Below are 18787 nucleotides of genomic sequence, written 5' to 3'. Positions count from 1 at the left end.
CCAGCTGTGGCCGCGGGCGTTAGACTGGCCAGCTCGCCTGGCCCGAACCGCTCATCGGCCATGTGCTCGGCCACGCGCTTTCCTAACTGGTCCCGCTGCCTATGCGGCCTGCGTAAACGAGGGTATTTTTCGGCTCTAATGTCCTTGTCCGATTCAATCCAATGAATATTTTTCGTTTTCCAGTCGAAATGCCTGGCGGAGGTTGGCAAAACTGGCGCATCCGGTGGGTGCCCTTAGTAGTGTGGGTGCTCTTGCTAAACCTGGTGCTCATGCTCCTGATTTCCATACCCAGAAAAGACCGAGTGATTCAGGACGCATGGCCAGTTCATGCGGCGGAAGATTGAAACACAGGGTTGGAGGCGTTCAACGAAACGGTCCGAATGAAATAGGGAGCATTTACTTTTGATTCATGGCGTTCCAACAGCCGCGCGAGAGCCGCCGATTAATCAGCCGAAGTTCGCTCACACTCAACCTCTTGTATTGCATTGCCGGCGTGTTGTTTGGGCTGGTAGGCGTTGCTTGCCTGCTTTTCACTTGGTACTGGCCGGGGCTGCTCTGCCTGTTCGCGGTGGGGTATCTGGCCCGCATGGCCTGGTTGCACGAAGTACGGGCCGACGCCACGCATTTTTACCTGCGTCATGCGTTTAAACGCCCGGTTTGGCTGGCGCGAAACGAGTTGCTCGCCATCGAGGGGAAGGGCTCTTTGTTCGGGGCGTTACGGCTCCGCTTCCCAACGGCTACCTATGCCTTTTCCCCGTTGCTGGAGGCATCCTGGCCCGTTGATTTTGGAGCAACGGACCGTTTCATTCAGATGTGGAGCACCCCGAAGGGTTAGCCAATTCCGTTTATGGGGTTTGCCGTATAACATTCTTCCCAACCGTTCAGCGAAAGGGTCCGGATGGAAGAATGAGGGTAATTTCGGACTCCATCGGTCCAGATTGCGTCTCGTTGCCAACAGGGCCGGTGGGACTGCCCGCCAACGCCCTGCCCTCGCCTCCGATGCGCCCGTACCGTGAAAGCCGCCTGAAATACTTGCCCCTTGCCTTGAGCGTGTTGCTGCTGCTGTGCCCAACCACCGGGCGGAGCCAAAGCCCGTACCTTCGCTCTTTTCCATTTTACTTGGACGAACGCATCATCCGTTCCCTCCAAGACAGCCTCCGGCGGGAACGGCGCAGCGCCCAGTTCCTGACGTTTCTCACGCACCAGCGCGGTCAAGACATCACCTATTTTCTCTGGGTGGAAAACAACCAGTGGCGGGTCGTGCAGCTAACGGACTCGACCATTTCCACGCCCTTGCCCTGCCCGCAGCCCCGCTTTTTAGCGGCCCGGGACCTGCCCCGCTTGGCGGTTCGGCAGTCCGAAGACCGGCTCCGGTTCATGCCCCCGCTCAACCCGCAGGCCACCAACAGCGCCTTGGTTGAAATGGCCGGCCGCCGGTACTTGATTCAACAGGGCGTCTACAGCAACTACGTGCTGGACAAAACCAAAGACCACGCGCGGGCGGCTTTTTTTCGGCAGCTGGTTGAGGACTTGGCCCCTTTGCACGGGCACTGGCACGTGGCCCGCGCCTACGAGCGCTACCCCAAGGAATAGCCCCGGCCCGGCAGCCTATTCGCCCAGGAGGACCGGTTTCGGTGCGGTGGCCAACGGGACAAGACGCCGGAACGAGGGGATGCCCGCTAAAACGGGCGTGGGTTCAGGGGGCATCATTTTCCATATTTTCTGTGGGAAGCCTGTGGATTGTGGGTTCCGTGCGCATCACCCTAGCCCCCTCCTTTTGGGGCCTGACGCCATGAGTAACCAAACAAGTGTGCCACAGCAGAACCGCGGGCAGGTCCCAGCGGCGTGTCCGTCCGTTGCGCCTGACGGCTACCCGTGCCACCCGGCCGAGCCGTTGCCCTGCTCAAGTCTCGAACGTTCCCGGGTCCGCTTTCTGGGCAAGGCGCGGGGGGTACTGCTCGTGCTCGTGGCGTTGCCGGGGCGGGGCCAAGCGCCCCAGTCGCGGCAGCCGCTCCAGGCGCAGCGCGCAACCGTCCGGACCTATCACCCGCCCGCCCGAAAACCGCATATGTGGGTCGACCCCGCTGTTTTCAAAGGCATCGCGTTCAAGATTGAAACGGGCCAACAGGACACGCTGCAGGTGTATGTGGGCGAGCGGTGGGTGTACGAATACATTGGGCCGAATGGCAAAAACCGGTACGGGGCCGTGTTTCACTTCTTACTGCACGCCGACAGCGTCCGTCGCCAACCCATTACCCTCATCGACCGCCCGCACGGGGTCTACACCACGTTTTCTCTCAAGCCCGCGTGCCGGTGTGTTTGGATAGCCCAGCTGCCAACCGGCCGCTGGTCGGTGGTGCAATCCCGGTTCGCGGTGGATTTCGAATAACTCTGACCGGCTTAGAGCTTATTTAAAGGGTCCGGATAGCGAAAGGAGCTATTCCGATAACTGCTTTGCCAAGAAGTCGAAGAAGCTAGCGGCATACAATTGCGTCTCTTCTCCAAACGACACATACACCGGTGCCTCGGAAGCGGCATTGGCCCGTGATAAATCTAAGAAGTATTCCTGCCCCAAGTAGTCGTTCATAATCATTAAATGCTCCGGCGGCAGGCCTTCCCTCGCTCGGTCCAATTCGTTTATGTGCACGACGTCGCCCCCAGAGACGGTGTCGAAATCCAGTCCGTACACGCTGTAGACTTCGTCCCCGTAAATCGTCCCGCTGCCGTACTGGCGCAGCCACCAGCAGTACGAGGGCGGAAACGCGACGCCCAACCGCGCTTCGGCCCGTTGAATCCATTCTTCCGAGGTACCGTCCCCAAACTCGGCGAAATCGACCGCGTCGGCACGCGTGGCAATCAGGTGCCGGATGGCAGCCGCTTGGCGGGCAAAGTCGTTCATCGGGACGCGCAACGCATGGGAATTAGTGGCAAGGGATAAGGTAGCGATATGACACGGACTTGTTCAAGCAAAGGGTCCGAAGAGCAAAAAGAGCATTTGTAAAAAGGGCTCTACTCGTTCGTTCCTGCCTGACGATTGGCTTGTAAGGTTAAGCTGAGCAAGCCGCCAGCGACTAAAATGGCTCCGCCCACGAACGGGAAGCCTGCCCCAACTAAGTCCGCCATGTTTGCGGACCACAGGAACGGAAAGCAAAACAGCATCCCGAATAGGCCCGCAGCCACGAGTACATAACTGCCGATTAGGCTCACCTTCTGGTGTATGGTGGGTTTGCTCATGAATGGGGTGGCTGAATGACGATTTTCGAAGCTACTAGTAAAATTTACTTTAATGGTCCGAAGAGCAAAGGGAGGGTCTATTTGGCTGTTTCGGCCGAAACGGTCCGAATAACAAGCGCCGTTACCGTCACCGGTTCGGCGCCGAACCGGTGACGGTAACGGCTACCAGTGTCGCGTCGGTTCGGCTACCGGTTAGGTGAAAGGCGCGTACGATTTGCCCTCGGTAGGCAGACGGGATTACGGAAAAGGGATGGTCAACTGTTCGTCCCGAAATTGTGGTTTATCCGACAAGCCGGGGTCTGTGAACCAGTCGTTTTCCGCCCCGTACATCACCAGGCCCCCGTACAGCAGGTAGAGTGCCGCCAGCGCCCGTCGCAAGGGGGCGTTGCGCGCGCGATTGACGTAATGCCAGCAGAGCCAGGCGAGCGGCGGCAGGCCGAACAGTAGCCATTGCCACGTTTGCTCGCCTTGATACGTGGGGACAAACGTGCTCGGGTCCGTGCGCATAAAGCCGGAAGGGATTTCCTCGGTTCCGATAATGTGTTTCTGCTGCCACGCCACCAGGCGCGACCCACGGGCGCACATCAGCACTACCCCGTACAATACCGCGACGACGGCGAGTGCAGAGCGCCACGTCCAGGTGCCCGGGGGAAGCAGGGCCAAGGCCAAATAGCCGAGCGAGAATACCGGGAAATAAAGCATTGTTCAAGAATACGGTCCGAAGGAAAGAAGGAGCATTTCAAGTAATGGGCTGTGCTCCGCGGGCCAATAGTCTTTCCTGCATGGGGGGACCAACTCCGAAAAGCACGTCGTGGTGATTCAAGCACAGCAGCCACGCATACTTTTTCGACACTAAGTAAATCTCATCGAGGTAGTAACACTCTGCCAACACGCGGCCGATGGCGCGGGGCGTGCCCTGGTAAAACCAGAATTTATCCCCCATGTTGACCGTTTCGTTGAGCACGAGCCAGACCACTTCTCCCGGGTCCACCAAGGAGGTCAGGCGGGTGTGGCACTCGTCGTCGCACACCAAGCCCACGGCGCCCGGCCGAAACCGTTCCCATAACCACACCGGGCGGGCAGTAGGGTGGTCCAAGCGGCAAAACACGTGGTAGAGGTTCTCCTCCAACTTCGCCCAGTTGGTCGTGCAGGGCAAGGGCGCAAAGTCCTGCTCGGAGAGCTGCAGCCGTTGGCGGGCTTGGTCAATTTCAGCACGGAGGTCGCTCCACATGAAACGAAAGTACTGTGCAGGCCGAAAGCACTTGCTTAACGTTCAGCGAAAGGGTCTGAGTAGAAAAATAAGGACCACATATTCTTCTTTCATCTGACAGCGTCGTCCGCGGCTGCGCTCTACCAGCTTGCCCTTCCGACTTTTGCCAGCATGAGAGCCGAAATCAAAGCCTACGAGCGCGCCGATAACGAAGACGTGTCAAGCTATGAACCCGACGACAAGCAGGTGTTCGGGTTCACCTTGCTGTTCTCGATTGGCATAAAAGGCCAAGTCGGAGCCGACTACTTTGAAGTGGACGTCGCTTCGCCCGGGTATTTGGAGCACCTGATGCCACAACCCTTTTTCCTGCGGCACGCCATCTTGGCAACGGATTACAATATTCCCGCGGTGGTCGCCTTGATGACTCGGTACGTGGACGCGTTGGAGGAGGACTCGTGGGAAGCGTTAGCCAGCAAAATCAGTCGGGTGGCCCGGTGGGAGTTCGAAGACTACAAAGCCTAGCACGTTCACTGTAACGGTCCGAATAGAGAAATGAGGTTTTTAATCAACTATTTAGAGATGAAGAGTCGAATCGTGTATTGCTCTTTCGGAACTCTATTCACCGTACTTAACTCAGTCAAGTCGATAATGCTGACCGTGTAGCCTTGCACTGCCTGCGGGTCGTCAATGGGCCGGTCCATGGTCTGGGGCGATTTGGTCAAACAGGAGACGCAGTGAAAATCCAGGTTTTGCGTACTGTTGCCGTTAAATTGCACCTGTACGGTGACGGTCGCGTACCCGCCGAAACAGCGGGAACAACTTTCTTTCGCACATCTTCCTTCTATGACATTGGAGAAGGAGACGCGGGCAACCCCGCCGTCCACACTGATCCTCTGCTGCTCTCCGTATTTCAACGTGACCTCGGCAACGCTCCCGCTGGCCAGGGCAGGCAGTTCGGGCTCCTGTTGTTGGGGCGCCGGCTCTTTTGTGCAGCTAGCAACACCGAGCACGAGGGCTAAACCAAGCGTAAGTAATTTATACATGGGTTCAACCGGATGGGGAGAAAAGAAAAAGGCGGGCCCAGGCGCCCGGTCATTCCTTAATAGTCGGTAATATAGCAGATGTAAGTAGTTTCGCTTCATCGATTCAGCGACGGCTCCCTTTTCTAAAACCCCTGGCGCTGCCTCGGGCGGAAGAGGGCGTTGCGGCGGCGGGCTTGGGGCAGCTCGTGCACGCGTTCACGGCCACACTTCTTTCCCTGTTGCTTGCATGAAACGCTATCTGTTCCCCCTGGTCCTGCTCTCGCTCACGGCCTGCGGCAAAAAGGACAACCCACCGCCGGCCGACCCCGCCTCGATTGTGGGCACTTGGCACCTGCAAACCCGCCGCCAGCAACAGCTGGCCCTGCCCGGAGCCGCCGTGCCCAGTTCGGACCGCACCCTCGCCTACGCCACCGTCACGTACGGAACCGACGGCACGTACACGGGCCAGGTCGAGGGCGTGGCCTTCTCCCCGGGCGGCACCTACGTCCTGAACGGCACGGCCCTGACCACGGCCTTTCCCGTCGTCGGGCCCATGACGGCGCAAGTCACCGAGCTCTCGGCCACCCGGCTGGTCGTGGAGCAAACGGACCTGAATTACAACAACACCGTCCGCATCATCACCACGACCACCGCCACGCGCTAATCTCGCCCGGCCCACGTTTACCAAAAGGGTCCAAATGAAATTAAGCCATTCCATATGGATGCTATTTTTGAAGCACTAATCATGGCTGTTCTGGCCGTCCCGGGCATTGTGATTAGATGGGTGCTTCATCGGGGCAAGGTGCCACTGAAAAAGCTGGCCCAGGACAAGGAGGCCGGGTACAATGCGACGTATACGGTCCTGTTGATGATTGCCCTTATCGCCTTCTATCAGTTTGTAATGAAAGCGTAGTTAACCGGTCACGCCGACCTTAACTCATCTATTCCTTCCGCCAGTAATCGGTGAGTAGCAAATTTTAAATTGTCCGTTCTGGGAAAGGATCCAAAGAGCAAAAGGAGCGTTCACCTTTAATCATCTCAAGCCAGCCGCCAGTCGTGCTACTCCGGGTTCACCGAAGAAAAATGCTGCCCGGGGGATACTTGCTGTAGTCAGTCTTGGGCGGTAACACCAGCCAAATGTCCACTCGGGTCGTGGGCACCTCCGCGGTGGGCCTACGATGTGTACCTGCCCGATGGCTGCTGGCGCAATCCGCAGGACGGCGAGGGCTTGCGCGTCCAACGGATGGCCATTGAGCGCAAAGACAAGCGGGCCGCGCAGGCCCAAGCGGCGGCCCAGCCGGGCGAAGGCCTGGCCACGAATGCGCCGGGGAGAAGCGAAGTCAATGACCCCGACGCCCAAGTGCTGCAAGTGCGGCGCTTCGGCCCGGGCAGCGGGCGTGTCCCCGCTTTTGTACACCACCACTTTGGTAATCTGCTGGACCGGTAACTTGGCCAACAGCCCGTTGACGATGACGGTGGAGTTGAGTACGTAGACCGGGTCGGGAATTGGGCCCTGGGGCCGGCTGTAGGCCGGTGTTTCTTGCGCGTGGCCCACAAGGGCGATGCCGCAGACGGTCAGCAGGCAGAAGAAGCGAAGCCAGCAATGCATCGTGGGGCAGAAAATGGGTATATGGTAAAGGCAACCAGCTGATGCTCGTATTCCTGCTTTTACACACAGAAAATAAATCGTGGCTACCGTTGTTCAGCCAAAGGGTCCGAATGGAAAAACAAGCGTTTCAATGATTGCCTGTTGTTTAATTTCTTAGGACGTTAGTCCCCGTCAGCTTGCACCTTTACTTGGTGCTGTTGCAAGTCGCTCACGATTTCATCGAGCGTGTCATGCTGCCACCCGCTAAAGCCGGGCGCTAAAATGGCGCGCAGGGCTCCTCGTTCGTAGACCCGTACCCTACGTTGGAAAATGCCTTTGCCCGCAAGCTCTTTCCGGTAGGTGACTTCCAAGTCAGCGTACGGCACTCGGCATTCCTTGCGGTACTGGCCAAAACGAAACGTGTACAGCACCAGCGCCTGCGGCTGCACCTGCACGCGGTAGACCCGCCTAGCGAGGCCAAATGCAAGTAAAATCCCCGCGTTGACGCTGGCCATTAACCAGCACAGGACGGGAAAAGACAACTGTGACGAACAGGTCAGCAAGAGCAGATTCACGGCCGCGAATTCTAAAGCAATTTTGCGGGAGCTGATGGTGTACATCCGAACGAATACGCTGGCTGGAATCAGGAGCAATGAGAGCCCAAGGTAAAGATGCAGCCCCACGATGCCGTATTTACACGTAGGCGGATGTGTTCAGCAAAAGGGTGACAAGGTAAAGCCGCTGTTTGATGAAGGGAGACTATCTTTTGGTCATGTTTCCTTGGAAAAAAGCATTGCTTGCTGGTAGAATCTTGCTAGTGGATTTGGTCGTCCTGCTCGGGTTGGGCGTCCTGATGATGGACTACGACGATTCGTACGATGGCCCGCCTTCCGAGTATGGCGCTTGGCACACCATGACTCCCTTTCAACGCGGAGTATCCGTGAGCCACAGCCTGTGGTTATGCGCGAATACGCTGGCTCTGGTTGCCTTGGTGTATTGGCTGATAAAGAAGCGCACACAGCCTTCTGTGAGCCACTAACCCACTGCAATCGGACGCTAGTAATGGTTTAGCGAAACGGTCTCGACCTGTCCCGCGCAACGCCCCGTTCAGCCCCCTATTTTGCCGGGGATGTTGTTGCCCACGAAGTCGCGGAGCCAGAAAAAGGCCACGGCCAGCAGCGCAAAGGACAACCCGTAGAGGACCGCTTGGCGGAAGCGGTAGCAGACGGCGTTCGAGAAGAACAACCCCAAATTCGCCACCATGCCCACGCCCGCCACAACGGGCAGCAGCAGAAACGCTGCCAGCCCTCCATAAGCGCCCCACCCAAAGGCCGCCAGCGCGAGCAGAAGCAAGAGGCCCCAAACGATGCCGTTCAGGCGCCAAACACCAGCATAGGCAGTTGAAGAGGACGCCGGTTCAGGGGGAGAAGACATAGCAGGCAAGAAAGGTACAGCTTACAAGATAACCGCCGTATCGTGCTAAACACATGTGCGTTCAGCGAAAGGGTCCAACGGGCCGAATCGGTGCGAACGCCGTGACGGTTTCCGTGGCGAAACGCGTGCGACACTCGCCAGGGAAATCGTCACGGCGTTCGCGTAGCCCCAACCGCGACCTGTCCAAAAGAAGTAGCTTTTCATTACCCTATATTTGGTTTTTGCGTCTGTCAAAGAGGGAAACAAGGACGAGCGTGCTCACCAATAACGCGAATATGTTGAACCCTTCCGTCGCGGGGGCGGGCATCCGCCACACCAGTTGGGAAGCCACGTCGGTGGGGTCCATCGTCCAGGTCACCACGCCGTCGAGGTAGTGAACGTTGACGGCAAAGCCGCAGCGCAGCCGCAGGAACAAGTCCCCCAGCTGCAGGTCCGCGAGCTGCACCAATTGCAGCGGCAGCACCAGTACGGGCCACCCCGGCCACTGTCGGAACTGGGCCAGCCCTGCCAGGAGCACGCCCACGCTAAATCCCAGCATCGCGAGAATAACCAAGTACACTTGCACGGTATGGGCGCCACGGGTGCCCGCTGTGAGCAGATAGTAGGTGTTCAAGCCCAAACCCAATACTCCGTAGAGCAGCTGGTAGCGACCCAAAAGACGATTCATATGCAAGAATAGCTCAAGCAGGTGTAGAAGCGCGCAAACAGACCAGTGATAGCGGGAGTATGCTGGACTAGATACTAATTAGCCTAGTTCAGCGAAAGGGTCCGGAGAGCAGAACGAGCGAAGTTAGGGAAGCACTTGTGGTGCTTCTGGTAGGGCGTCAAAAGCCGCCGTTGTCCTCCGAAAGCTAAGGAGCAAGCACACCGCCACCGCGGCGCACAGTCCCCATTGAAACAGGCCGTGGGCAATCCCCCATCCACCGTACATCCGCTGGTGGCCCTTGCTGGCTTCCACGAGGGCAAACACGGCTCCGCCCACCAAAAACAGCAACAGCAGGGCCTTGGCCCAGCGTTTCCCGTTCCACACCAGGTACGCGTGCCCGAACATCAAGGCCGACAAACACGCCGCCTGCCCCATGGTCACGGGCACGGGGCGGCCCGGGTCGTAGTTCCCTGTGTGGGTGAAGTACTGAAAGGCCGTGCTGATGAGGTGCCCGCTGCCGTACCCAATACCGGCCCAGTGTTCGTATCGTTTTTGTTGCGCTGGGTTCATGGAAAGAGGAAAGGCAATAAGGGCTACAAGCGACCAACCGCCGCCACAGTGCGAAGTCAACAGCAAATATGGCGTTCAAATTAACGGTCCGAAGGGCAACGCCGTTACCGTCCCCGCTTCGGCGCCGCATCTGCTTTAAATCAGTCGCCGGTTCCGCGCCGGTTTGGCTACCAGTTCGGTGAAAGGATCGTTTTATTTGTTCCTTCGCTACATCTTCCATCAGTTATGTCCTCTGGCGTATTACTTGGCCCTACCCACCTGCAAGGCCACACGATTCCCGTTGAAGCCCTTCAAGCCGTAGAGCCTTTTGAATGGCGGAGGAAGCTGCAGGGAGCAACCGGCAATGCGTGGTTTCGCCTCAAGTACGCCGGCCAACGGCATCACAAGCACACGAGCCTCCTGGTTGGGACGAACAGCCCGGTCGTTGTGGTGGCGGTGGATGTCGAGACCCAAGAAGAAATTCTGTTGTTTGACGGCAGTCAGCACGGGCACGAAGCCCTGTTTGGAGATACCTATGCACCGCCGTCGGACCGGGAGGCGTGGGCCTTTTACCAGGACCCTGACGGGGAGGGCACCTTCGGCGTGGTGCTGTCGGCCTACTATCAGATAGATTACGAGGACGAGGAAGAAGGCTACTTGAATGAAGTAGACCATCAGGGCAACCTTGCCCTGACTGATGGGCGGCGAATGCCGTTTGCCGAGGCGCAGCGGAATGGGTTCGATTGCTTTCAGATTGCCGTCACGAACCGCCTTGGCCGTACCACCGAAGTCGTTTCCGAGGAACTAGCCTAAGGTTAAGAAAACGGTGGGCAAGGCGAACAGTTGTTGGCGAAGACAGTGTGGCGCTACTTCTCCTTCAAGGCGCGGAAAAAAGCTGGCACCAACCGGTGTTGCTTCGTGAAGGAGGTGCATTGATTGGTTGTGATGGCCGGAAACCGCCGGGCCCATTCCCGGTACTGCTGCACGGCCGCGGCCCCGCTGTCTTTATAAAAGACTTGTTTTGCCTCCTCAAAGTAGGAATAGGAGCGCTCGTCGTGCCGGGGCAGTGCTTGAACCCCGCGGATGGCGCGCGCAAAGACGTACACCGTGTCGCCCGCGACGAACGGACGGTTGCAGTTCCCGTCTGCTTGCAGGACCACGACGGTATCGCGCCGAACCGGACCTTTCTTCCAGGCGATGACGCGCACCAGGACGTCGTCGCCCAAAAAGCGGGGGCTCCGGCGCGCGTCCCGCGGGCCAAGGGCCGCGACGGCTTGCCCCACCAAGACGGCGTCGGATTGCGCGTACAGTTGCTGCAGTTGCGCTTCGGTGTCGAACCACCGGCACCCACACGCCAGGGAGATGGCCGCACACGCGAACAGGCACAGCGGTGGGCCACAGGCCCGTTTCATGGCGGCGATGTTCATGGCGGGTTTTGCATCGGCCAAGATAGCACCGGCAGGGGCACCGGTACAAAGCAGCCGCCAAGCAATCAAGCGTATACCAAAAGGGTAGTATTTCAGCGCGGGGTTCCTAGCGGTCCGTGCGTGGCGGTTCTGGGGCGTCGGGTTGCCAGGCGTTGCCGAGCAAGCTCACTTGCCCTTGTTCGGGGGTGCCGGACCCGCGGGCCCGGCCGGTGGGGGCGAAGAGCAGCTCGTAGACCAGGGTGACGCGCTGCCCCCGCCACTGCACCCGGCCGAAGCCGGCGGGCTGTTCGGGCCCGTAGAGTGCCCGCAGCACGCGCAGCATCTCCGGGGCGTAGGCCTCGCTGGTGGGGGCGAAGGTGAGCCGGGCCAAGCGCCCGTCGCAAAAGCCCAGCCGCAGCCCGCGCAGGATCAGGCCCCCGATGACCACCGGCTCGCCCGGCAGCCAAGCCGTGAGCTGGCCCCCGCGGGCCGCGCGCAGGCCCAGGCCCGCCAGCGGCGCGGGCCAGTCGACCAGGCGCGTGCCGAAAGCGAAGCCGTGGAAGCCGTTGGCCGAGTCGAGCGCCGAGAGGCGGGGCGGCAGAGTGCAGGCGGCCTGGTATGCGCTGACCCCGTGCCCCGGCGCGGGGCCCTGTGCGGGCTTCTGTGCGGCGGCAGGGCCGAACCGCAGGGCCCCCAGGAGCCCGCAGGCCAGGGCCCGTGCTGTGGAGTGGCGCATGAACGAACGCGTGGCCAGTGGAACGGGTGCAAGATAACGCCCGGCCGCGCGGCGCCAACTTCGTGGCGCCAACCGTTTCAGGGCGAATCGTTCAGCGAAATGGTCCGAATGCAATAACGAGGATTTCAATTTAACCTAACGTAGCCTTCGAAGCTGCTAGTACTAGCCGCAGACCCGTATTCGTTACAGCAAACGACCACAAAACCCTCCACCGGTAAAAGAAGGACTTGTGGTCGTTTGCGTTTTGTAACGTGGACGGCTGCTTGGCAACCAGGGCTGCTTTACTCCACCGTCAGGCGCAGGGCCTTATTGCCCACGCGCACCACGTACACGCCGGTGGTCAGGCCGTCGGGCAAGGCCAGCACGGCCGTGCCGGCGGCATCAGCCGGGAGGCTCAGCACCAGCCGGCCCACGGCGTCGAACACCGAGACAGCCGAGCCCGGTGCCGCGCCGGTGAGTGTGGCGGCCCGGCTGGTGGGGTTGGGAAACAGGGCCAGCCCGGTCGATGCCGCCGACACGGCCACGGTGCGCACGGCCGAGTAGGCGAACGTGCCGTCGCGGTCTATCTGGCGCAGCCGGTAATAAACCAGTGGGCTGCCGTAAGCGAGGAGCTTCGGGTCCCGGAACTCGTAGTTCGTGCGTTGCGAGGTGGCGCCTGGGCTAGCCACGGTACCTACTTGGCTGAACTGTCTGCCGTCGGTCGAAACCTCCACGGCAAAATGGTCGCTGTTGCGTTCCGAGGCCGTGGTCCAGCGCAGCAGGGCGACGGAGCCGTCGGGCTCGGCCGTGAACTGGACCAGCTCCACGGGCAGCGGTGAGGAGCCCAGCGTGCCAATCACCGTCTGGCCGAAGGAATTGACCGGGAACGTCACCGTGCCGGCAGCGGCATTGGCCGCATTGGCCGCAATCACTTCAAACGGCCCGTCCTCGTTGCTGCCGCGCTTGAACAGCCGCAGCGTGGTGGCAAAAGCAGCAGCGTCGGTGGGAGTAATATCGGTGGCGCTGAGCGTGTAAGTGATGTTGGCGGCGAAGGCACTCGTGCTGTAGCGGTCCACTATCCAATAGGCCGGGGTGTATATTTTCTTCAGGCCCGGGGCACTGGGCTGGGTGCCCAAGGGCAGACCGCCGAGGCGGCTTACCACCACGTCGTAGGGCGTGCCGCCGGCCGTGCTGAAGTTGATGGCCGCATTGGTACCGGGGAAGGTGTAGTTGCCCGCCCCCGTTACCGACAACAAACTGCTGGTGCCAAAGCCCACCGGGGCGGTACTGCTGGGGCGCGTGGCGCCCGTGAGCGTGCCCACCGAACTGCTGACGAAGTCGGTGGCCGTGGTGCCGTTTTCGTTGAACTGCAGGTACGACACCAGGTCTTGCTCCGAGCCGCGCAGCGTGAGGTGGCGAAGCTGGCGGATTTCCGACTGGCTCAGCGGCCGCTGCCACTGGCTCACCTCGTCGATGTCGCCGGGGAAAAAGTTGGCGCCGGTGGTGCCCGCACTGCCCACGAAGCTGACGCGGGTGCCGCTGGCGCCAAAATTGGAGGCGGTGCTGGTCACCAGTTCCCCGTCCAGGTACACCCGCAGGGTGGCCGCGTCTTTGGTCGCGGCAATGTGGTGCCATTGATTCGGTGTCACTACGTTTGCCCCCGTTTGCGCCAGCACCGTGCCGCTGCCCGTGCCGAAGCCGGCCCCGAGGCGGCCGTCGCCGGTTACGGAGAGGTAAGCGGCGGCCGTGGTGCCGGTGCCGTTGCCCAGCACGTAATACGTGGCACTGCCCGTGCCAATGGCCGGCTTAATCCACGCCATTTGCGTGTAGATGCCGCTCAGCTGCGCCCCTGCGGCCGTGCCGAAGGCCACGTAGCCGGGCGTGCTGCCGCCGGCGAAACGCAGCGCCGTGCCCGCCACCCGGCTCGCTTGCACAATGGGGCGGGCGCCCGCCGGGTCCGGAACGGTGGCCGCGTAGGTTTGCCCGCTTATGGTCACGCTGCTTAAGGTGGCGTCGAGCACGTTGCCGGCTGTGGCCGTAGAGGCCACGTTGTACGTCAAATAGTAGTAATACGTGCCGGGCCCCAGATTGGTGGCCGAGCTGCTGCTAAGCCCGATGGTAATGCTGCCGTTGGGGTTCGAAACCGCGCCAATTGCCCCAAACAACGGGTTGAAGGAGGAAGCGTTGCCATAGTACAGGCGAGCGGCCGTGATGTCGGCGGGCGAGGTGGTGCCGCCGGTCGTGAACGTGAACGATTGCAAGGTCAGCCGGGGGTCGAGGATGTTGGAGCCCCCGGTGATGCTGATGGCGACGCGCAGAATCACTTGGTCGACGCTGCCCTGGATGACGGGGTCGGTGCTGGCCTGCACGGTGGTGTTGCCGGCGTACACGGCTTGGTTGATGGCCGTGAACCGATTGGTGTTGCTGTTGGAACTGACCAGCAAGCCACTGCTCTGGGCCGTGACGTAGGCGTTGTAATCGCCGGTGGCCAGCGGGGAACTAGGCGTAAAGCTGAAGGTGCCGCTGCTCGTAGCTGTGGTGGTGCCCAGGTTTCGGAGCGTGCCGCCGGCAGCGGGCGTGACGTAAACGGTCACGGTGCTGCCGGCCGGGGCCGTCCCGGTGAACGTGTGGGGGGCGTAGAGGTCAGCCAGGGAGCCTGGCGTAACGAGCACGGGAGTGGCCGTGTACCCCGCCACGTAGGTGAGCGAGTACGGCGCCGCGGCCGCACTCGGGTTGCCGGCCCGGTCGCGGAACGCCCCGGCCACCAGCGTCACCGTCGTCACTGTGCCGGGGGTGGTGGGCGTCACCGTGAACGAGTAGGGGCCAAAGCCGCTGCCGGTCGGCCCGCTGGTCACCACGCCATTGGTCACGATAATGTTGCTCGCCGAACCGGTTACGGCCTCATTGGTATACACCTCGAAGGGAATAGGCGTGGCATGGGTGGTGCCGCCACTGCCCCCGGCAGGTGAGCTAAGCAACACCACGGGCGCCACCGTATCCACGGTGAAGGTATTGGTGGTGGAGGAGGCACTCACAACCGCGCCGCTGCTCTGGGCGGTGGCCCGCACCGTGTGGCTGCCTGATGCAAGCGCCGTGGGCTGGGTCAGCGTCCAGGTGCCGCTGGCCGAGGCCGTGGTGGTATTCGAGAGAAGCGCGCCGTCCACGTACACCCGGATGGTGCTGTTGGCCGGAGCCGTGCCGGTGTAAAACGGCGTGGTGGTGTTTACAAAACCACCGTCGGCCGGGGCCGTCAGCACCGGGGCCGCCGTCACGGGCTGGGCGTAGGTGAAGCTGTAGGGGCTGGCGGCGGTGTTGCCGGTGTTGTTGGCGTCGGCGGCGGCGTTGGCCGGCACGCTCACCGTGACCAAGCCGTTGGCGACGGGCGTCACAGTAAAGGTGTACGTCGTGCCCGAGCCGCTGACGGTGCCGCCCGTGATTGTGCCGTTGGTCACGCTCACGTCCGCGGCCGCGAAACCGGTTACGGCCGCCGAGAAGGTCACGGTGAAAGGAATCGGGGTGGTGCCCGTGGTGCTGCCGCTGGCGCCCGCCGAGGAACTGAGCGTCGCCGTCAGGGCCGGGGCCGTCACGGCAAAGGAGGCCGAGGTGAAGGTAAAATACGCGTTGTTATTCGCGGGCTGAATGGTGCCGATAAACACGCCGTCGAGCAACACGTTCAGCGCCTGGTTGTACGACGAGTTGCAGCAGTTGCGTTGGCTAGTTTGGAAGCTTACCTGGTAGCCGCTGCCCGTGGGCAGAGCCAGGTTTTGCTGTAGCTGGCCCAGGCCCTGCACCACGCCCACGGCCACCCCGTTGGGAATGGGGAGCACCGGGTTGAAGGCGCTGCCGCCGTTGGCAATGCCCGACTGGCTGTTAAAGGTCCAATTCGCTCCGGTGGGGTTGTAGCCGTAGGTGCCGTTGCCGCTGCCCAAGGTGTTGTGGGTCTCAAAGCTGCCGTTCTGCAGCGCGTTGGCGAAGGGCGCGCCGCCGCTGAGTACCTGCACCACGTCTACGAATGCCGTCACGTCCCCGCCCGTGCCGCCCGTGCCCACGATGGTGAGCTGCGGCTGGGCCGCGAAGCTCTTGGTGATGGTATACTGTTCGCCCGCCGTGTAGGGCACGTTCGTTATCGAGGGGGAGGCGCCCGTGCTGTTGGCCACGTCCAGACGCAGGGTACTGGTGCTGGTGCTGCTGCCCGTGTTTACCACCACCGTGTAGGTCGTGCCCGAGCCGCTTACGCTGACCACCGTAGCGCCGCTGATGCTCCCGCTAGTCACGGTGGGCGTGAAGTTGCCGGTCGTCAAGCCCGCCACGCTTCCCGAGAACACCACCCGGTAGTTCACCTGGGACATGGCCGTGGGCGAAAGGTCCAGGCGCGTCACCGAGACGACGGTGACGTTCTGGTTGATGGTGTAAGTCTGGCCGCCGATGAAGCCGCCGCTCAGGGCGTTGCCCACCGCGTCGGTAATGCCCGTGCCGCTGCTTTTCACGTCGAGGCGCCCGGTGCCGTTGCCGTTCACGCCGGTCACCGTCACGTCGTACTGCGTGCCATTGCTGCCGCTCACCGAGGCCGCGCTGAAAATGGTGCCGGTGACGCCGCCGGTGGTCGTGAACGCAAAGCTGCTGGTGGTTATGCCCGTCACGGCTTCACTAAAGGTCACGCGGTACGTGAGCGCGGTGGCCGCGGTGGGGTTGGCCGCCGGGTTCTGGCGGTTGCTGCTGCTCACCGTCGGGGCCACCCTGTCGATGGTGTAGGTTTCGCCCGCAAACGGTAGCGCGGTGGTGATATCGACCGAGAGGTTGGTGTCGTTGGTTAAGCTTAAGGTGAGCGTGCCGCTGCCCGTAATCCCGGTCACTGGTACTGTCCAGGTATTGCCCGCGCCGACTACCGGCGTGCCCACGGTGCCGCTCGTGGTGCCGGTGGTGGCCAGCGGGGAGAAATTGGCCGCCGTCAGGCCCGTTACCGGCGCCCCAAACGTCACCGTGTAGTTCACAGCGGCGGCGTTTGTGGGGTTGGCGCTGGCCCGCACGATGGAATTGACCGTGGTGGTCGGCGTGCCCGTTACCTGAAGCAGGTCGAAGGCAAACTCGGCCTGGGTATCGTCGGCAATCAGCTCCAACTTAAAGTCTACCAATTGCCCGTTTGCGTCGGCCGGAATGTCAAAGTTGAAGTTGGTCAGCGCAGGAGTCAGCGTGGCCGTGCCGGCGGGGAGCGTGGGCAGGTTGGCGAGGTCCTGCGTCCGGTCCTGCTTCAGTTCAGCGTTGCCGTTGATGCTGGTGGTGTTGCCGCGGAACGAGCCAAACAACTTCCAGGCGCCGCTGCTGCCGCCCGTGCGGTAGTACATCTTGAACGAGTCGGTGTTCTGCCAGGCCGCACTGCTGCCCGACTCGGCTCCAAGCCGGATGGAAAACCTCAGGTTGCTGAAGGCGGTCGCGTCTACCTGCTGGGTTTCCAGCCGTCCGACTCGCTCTGGGTTTTGCAGGATGGCGTTGGTATTCACCCCGTACCAGTAGTACCCGTTGCTGATGTTGGTGAACGTGAGGCCCCCCGTGGTATTGGGAAAGGGGGTAGCGTTGGTGCGGGTAAAAGCGAAGCCGTTGCTACCTACAAACGAGTTTGAGGCATAGCGGGTACCCTCCTCGTCGTTGGTGAAGTCTTGCGTGTACGGCAGCGTAGCCGGGCCGCTTAACAGGGCTTTTACTAGAACATTGCGGGTCACCGTAGTACTGGTGGAAGTGCCGTTGCGCACCACAAACTGTATTGCCCGATTGCCCCCCCTGGCCGTAGCGCTATTGCTGTTGCGGTAGCGCACCGATTGCAGCACCGTTTGGTACTGGGCAGCCGAGGCATTGCCCGTAAGGTTCAAAACACCGTTGAGATACGACCCGCTGATAACCCCGGTAATGGGGCTGAATGTCAGTTCATCATTGCTCGAGAGTACATTGCTGACGATGGTCACCGTCGCGCCGGTGAGGCCCGTTGCGCTACCGGCGGCAATGGTGCTGGTAATCTGCGTGGCCGGGTCGCCTTCGTTGTAGTTGATGGTCGCAGTCTGCGCATCGCTCAGGGTTGGCGGCTGCACCGAAGTGGGAATGCCCGTGACGCGGATGTTATCAAACGCCAATTCCTCGGAAGCGCCGCGTTCATCTACCACTACCCGAACCATGAGCGAAGCCGGGGAGCTAGGAATGGTTGCAAAGGCACTATTACCAAAGGTGTAATCGGTCATCTTATAGTTAAGCGTAGGCTTAACCTCATCGTTGACGTCTCCGTCCAGGTCTTCATCCAACTCCATGAAGCCAAAGGAGCCGTTGTTATTATTGCCCGAGAACCGCCCGATGGTGATGTAATTGGCGCCACCGTCAACGGAATATTGAATTTCAATTTTGTCGGCGGCGTTGAATGAGCCAGCTGACGGGGTAGTGGGGTTGCCGGCGGCAGTAAACGACCCCTGGCCACGCGGGTCGGCCAGCGACACCGTTACCTCAATGTTGTCGTACCCACGCGCGTCGAAAGACGTCAGCGTTACGTTGCCCGGGTCACGTCCGCAGGTAGTGCCGGTATTGCTGGTGCAACGCACCCCTTCCGCAATCCAGAACCGGCCCGCGTAGTTCGCCGTCCCAGCGCTGTTTTTAATGGCAACAGGGTCGGCAGAGGAGCCGAAAGAATAATTTGTAGGGTCAGCAGGATTCTGCGGCGGATTCGTAGAGGTAATGGTAAAGTACTGGTTGCTAGCCAGCGTCACGCCCGAGCCGCGTAGGTCGAATGTGTTCGACGAGTAATTGACCGCCTCGTTAAGTTCAAACGACTGGCTTCGGATGGTAGCCCGCTGAGCCCAAGTGTCCGGGCTTAATCCCAGCAGCATGACTAGCCAGAGCAGTATGATTTTTTTCATATAATTATTTATTTTGCACATATAAAGATACACCGCATTGACGGTGGCTCTTTACAATACTGAGGTGCTAAGGCAAGAAATACTTACTGA

20 protein-coding genes are annotated in these 18787 nt (G+C 60.8%); 8 read left to right on the top strand and 12 right to left on the bottom strand.

Annotated elements, in window-relative coordinates:
- Positions 1-409: 409 nt before the first annotated feature.
- The 3 genes from I2I01_RS16530 to I2I01_RS16520 all read left to right on the top strand — a co-directional run bounded on the left by I2I01_RS16530 (position 410) and on the right by I2I01_RS16520 (position 2389).
- Positions 410-835 (top strand): hypothetical protein, encoded by a 426-nt coding sequence (locus tag I2I01_RS16530; RefSeq protein ID WP_196287565.1) that lies wholly within the window; start codon positions 410-412, stop codon positions 833-835.
- Positions 836-1119: 284 nt separating this feature from the next.
- Positions 1120-1593, top strand: coding sequence for a hypothetical protein (locus I2I01_RS16525; RefSeq protein ID WP_196287564.1), 474 nt, complete (start codon positions 1120-1122; stop codon positions 1591-1593).
- 475 nt (positions 1594-2068) lie between these two features.
- Positions 2069-2389, top strand: coding sequence for a hypothetical protein (locus I2I01_RS16520; protein WP_196287563.1), 321 nt, complete (start codon positions 2069-2071; stop codon positions 2387-2389).
- 48 nt (positions 2390-2437) lie between these two features.
- Here the strand turns inward: I2I01_RS16520 and I2I01_RS16515 are convergent, their stop codons facing one another.
- The 4 genes from I2I01_RS16515 to I2I01_RS16500 all read right to left on the bottom strand — a co-directional run bounded on the left by I2I01_RS16515 (position 2438) and on the right by I2I01_RS16500 (position 4465).
- Positions 2438-2899, bottom strand: a complete 462-nt coding sequence (locus tag I2I01_RS16515) for an SMI1/KNR4 family protein (RefSeq protein WP_196287562.1) — start codon at positions 2897-2899, stop codon at positions 2438-2440.
- A 110-nt stretch (positions 2900-3009) separates the two neighbouring features.
- Entirely contained in the window at positions 3010-3234 is a 225-nt protein-coding gene (locus I2I01_RS16510; protein WP_196287561.1) for a hypothetical protein, read from the bottom strand.
- Positions 3235-3471: 237 nt separating this feature from the next.
- Positions 3472-3936: a hypothetical protein gene (locus I2I01_RS16505; protein ID WP_196287560.1), complete on the bottom strand. Its 465-nt coding sequence runs from the start codon at positions 3934-3936 to the stop codon at positions 3472-3474.
- Between the two features lie 37 nt (positions 3937-3973).
- The gene (locus I2I01_RS16500; RefSeq protein WP_196287559.1) at positions 3974-4465 is read right to left on the bottom strand and encodes a DUF6756 family protein; all 492 of its coding nucleotides are present in this window, start codon (positions 4463-4465) and stop codon (positions 3974-3976) included.
- A gap of 150 nt (positions 4466-4615) precedes the next feature.
- On the opposite strand from I2I01_RS16500, the gene I2I01_RS16495 reads away from it, so the two are divergent.
- On the top strand, positions 4616-4966 hold the full coding sequence (locus I2I01_RS16495) for an immunity 8 family protein (protein ID WP_196287558.1): 351 nt from the start codon (positions 4616-4618) through the stop codon (positions 4964-4966).
- A gap of 47 nt (positions 4967-5013) precedes the next feature.
- Here I2I01_RS16495 and I2I01_RS16490 read toward each other — a convergent pair whose 3' ends face one another.
- A complete protein-coding gene (locus I2I01_RS16490; RefSeq protein WP_196287557.1) occupies positions 5014-5487 on the bottom strand; it encodes a hypothetical protein in 474 nt (157 codons plus the stop codon).
- Positions 5488-5713: 226 nt separating this feature from the next.
- On the opposite strand from I2I01_RS16490, the gene I2I01_RS16485 reads away from it, so the two are divergent.
- From I2I01_RS16485 to I2I01_RS16475, 3 genes are all read left to right on the top strand, one after another.
- The gene (locus I2I01_RS16485; RefSeq protein ID WP_196287556.1) at positions 5714-6130 is read left to right on the top strand and encodes a hypothetical protein; all 417 of its coding nucleotides are present in this window, start codon (positions 5714-5716) and stop codon (positions 6128-6130) included.
- 54 nt (positions 6131-6184) lie between these two features.
- Complete coding sequence (locus tag I2I01_RS16480; protein ID WP_196287555.1) at positions 6185-6379, top strand: hypothetical protein; 195 nt, start codon at positions 6185-6187, stop codon at positions 6377-6379.
- A 267-nt stretch (positions 6380-6646) separates the two neighbouring features.
- Positions 6647-6913, top strand: coding sequence for a hypothetical protein (locus tag I2I01_RS16475; RefSeq protein ID WP_196287554.1), 267 nt, complete (start codon positions 6647-6649; stop codon positions 6911-6913).
- A 323-nt stretch (positions 6914-7236) separates the two neighbouring features.
- Here the strand turns inward: I2I01_RS16475 and I2I01_RS16470 are convergent, their stop codons facing one another.
- From I2I01_RS16470 to I2I01_RS16455, 4 genes are all read right to left on the bottom strand, one after another.
- On the bottom strand, positions 7237-7674 hold the full coding sequence (locus I2I01_RS16470) for a hypothetical protein (RefSeq protein ID WP_196287553.1): 438 nt from the start codon (positions 7672-7674) through the stop codon (positions 7237-7239).
- A 487-nt stretch (positions 7675-8161) separates the two neighbouring features.
- Positions 8162-8488: a hypothetical protein gene (locus I2I01_RS16465; RefSeq protein WP_196287552.1), complete on the bottom strand. Its 327-nt coding sequence runs from the start codon at positions 8486-8488 to the stop codon at positions 8162-8164.
- 208 nt (positions 8489-8696) lie between these two features.
- A complete protein-coding gene (locus I2I01_RS16460) occupies positions 8697-9155 on the bottom strand; it encodes a hypothetical protein (protein ID WP_196287551.1) in 459 nt (152 codons plus the stop codon).
- A gap of 123 nt (positions 9156-9278) precedes the next feature.
- Complete coding sequence (locus I2I01_RS16455; protein WP_196287550.1) at positions 9279-9704, bottom strand: hypothetical protein; 426 nt, start codon at positions 9702-9704, stop codon at positions 9279-9281.
- A 225-nt stretch (positions 9705-9929) separates the two neighbouring features.
- On the opposite strand from I2I01_RS16455, the gene I2I01_RS16450 reads away from it, so the two are divergent.
- Positions 9930-10496: a hypothetical protein gene (locus tag I2I01_RS16450; RefSeq protein WP_196287549.1), complete on the top strand. Its 567-nt coding sequence runs from the start codon at positions 9930-9932 to the stop codon at positions 10494-10496.
- Between the two features lie 53 nt (positions 10497-10549).
- Here the strand turns inward: I2I01_RS16450 and I2I01_RS16445 are convergent, their stop codons facing one another.
- The 3 genes from I2I01_RS16445 to I2I01_RS16435 form a co-directional block, all read right to left on the bottom strand.
- Entirely contained in the window at positions 10550-11110 is a 561-nt protein-coding gene (locus I2I01_RS16445; RefSeq protein WP_196287548.1) for a hypothetical protein, read from the bottom strand.
- 106 nt (positions 11111-11216) lie between these two features.
- Positions 11217-11825 (bottom strand): hypothetical protein, encoded by a 609-nt coding sequence (locus I2I01_RS16440; protein WP_196287547.1) that lies wholly within the window; start codon positions 11823-11825, stop codon positions 11217-11219.
- A 281-nt stretch (positions 11826-12106) separates the two neighbouring features.
- Positions 12107-18697 carry a LamG-like jellyroll fold domain-containing protein gene (locus tag I2I01_RS16435; protein WP_196287546.1) on the bottom strand — a complete coding sequence of 2197 codons (6591 nt, stop codon included), beginning with the start codon at positions 18695-18697 and terminating at the stop codon, positions 12107-12109.
- Positions 18698-18787 lie beyond the last annotated feature (90 nt).

This window comes from Hymenobacter properus, from assembly GCF_015694735.1.
Taxonomy (GTDB): domain Bacteria; phylum Bacteroidota; class Bacteroidia; order Cytophagales; family Hymenobacteraceae; genus Hymenobacter; species Hymenobacter properus.
The sequence above is the reverse complement of the archived record's forward strand: the minus strand, read 5'-3'. Positions and strand labels throughout refer to the sequence as shown.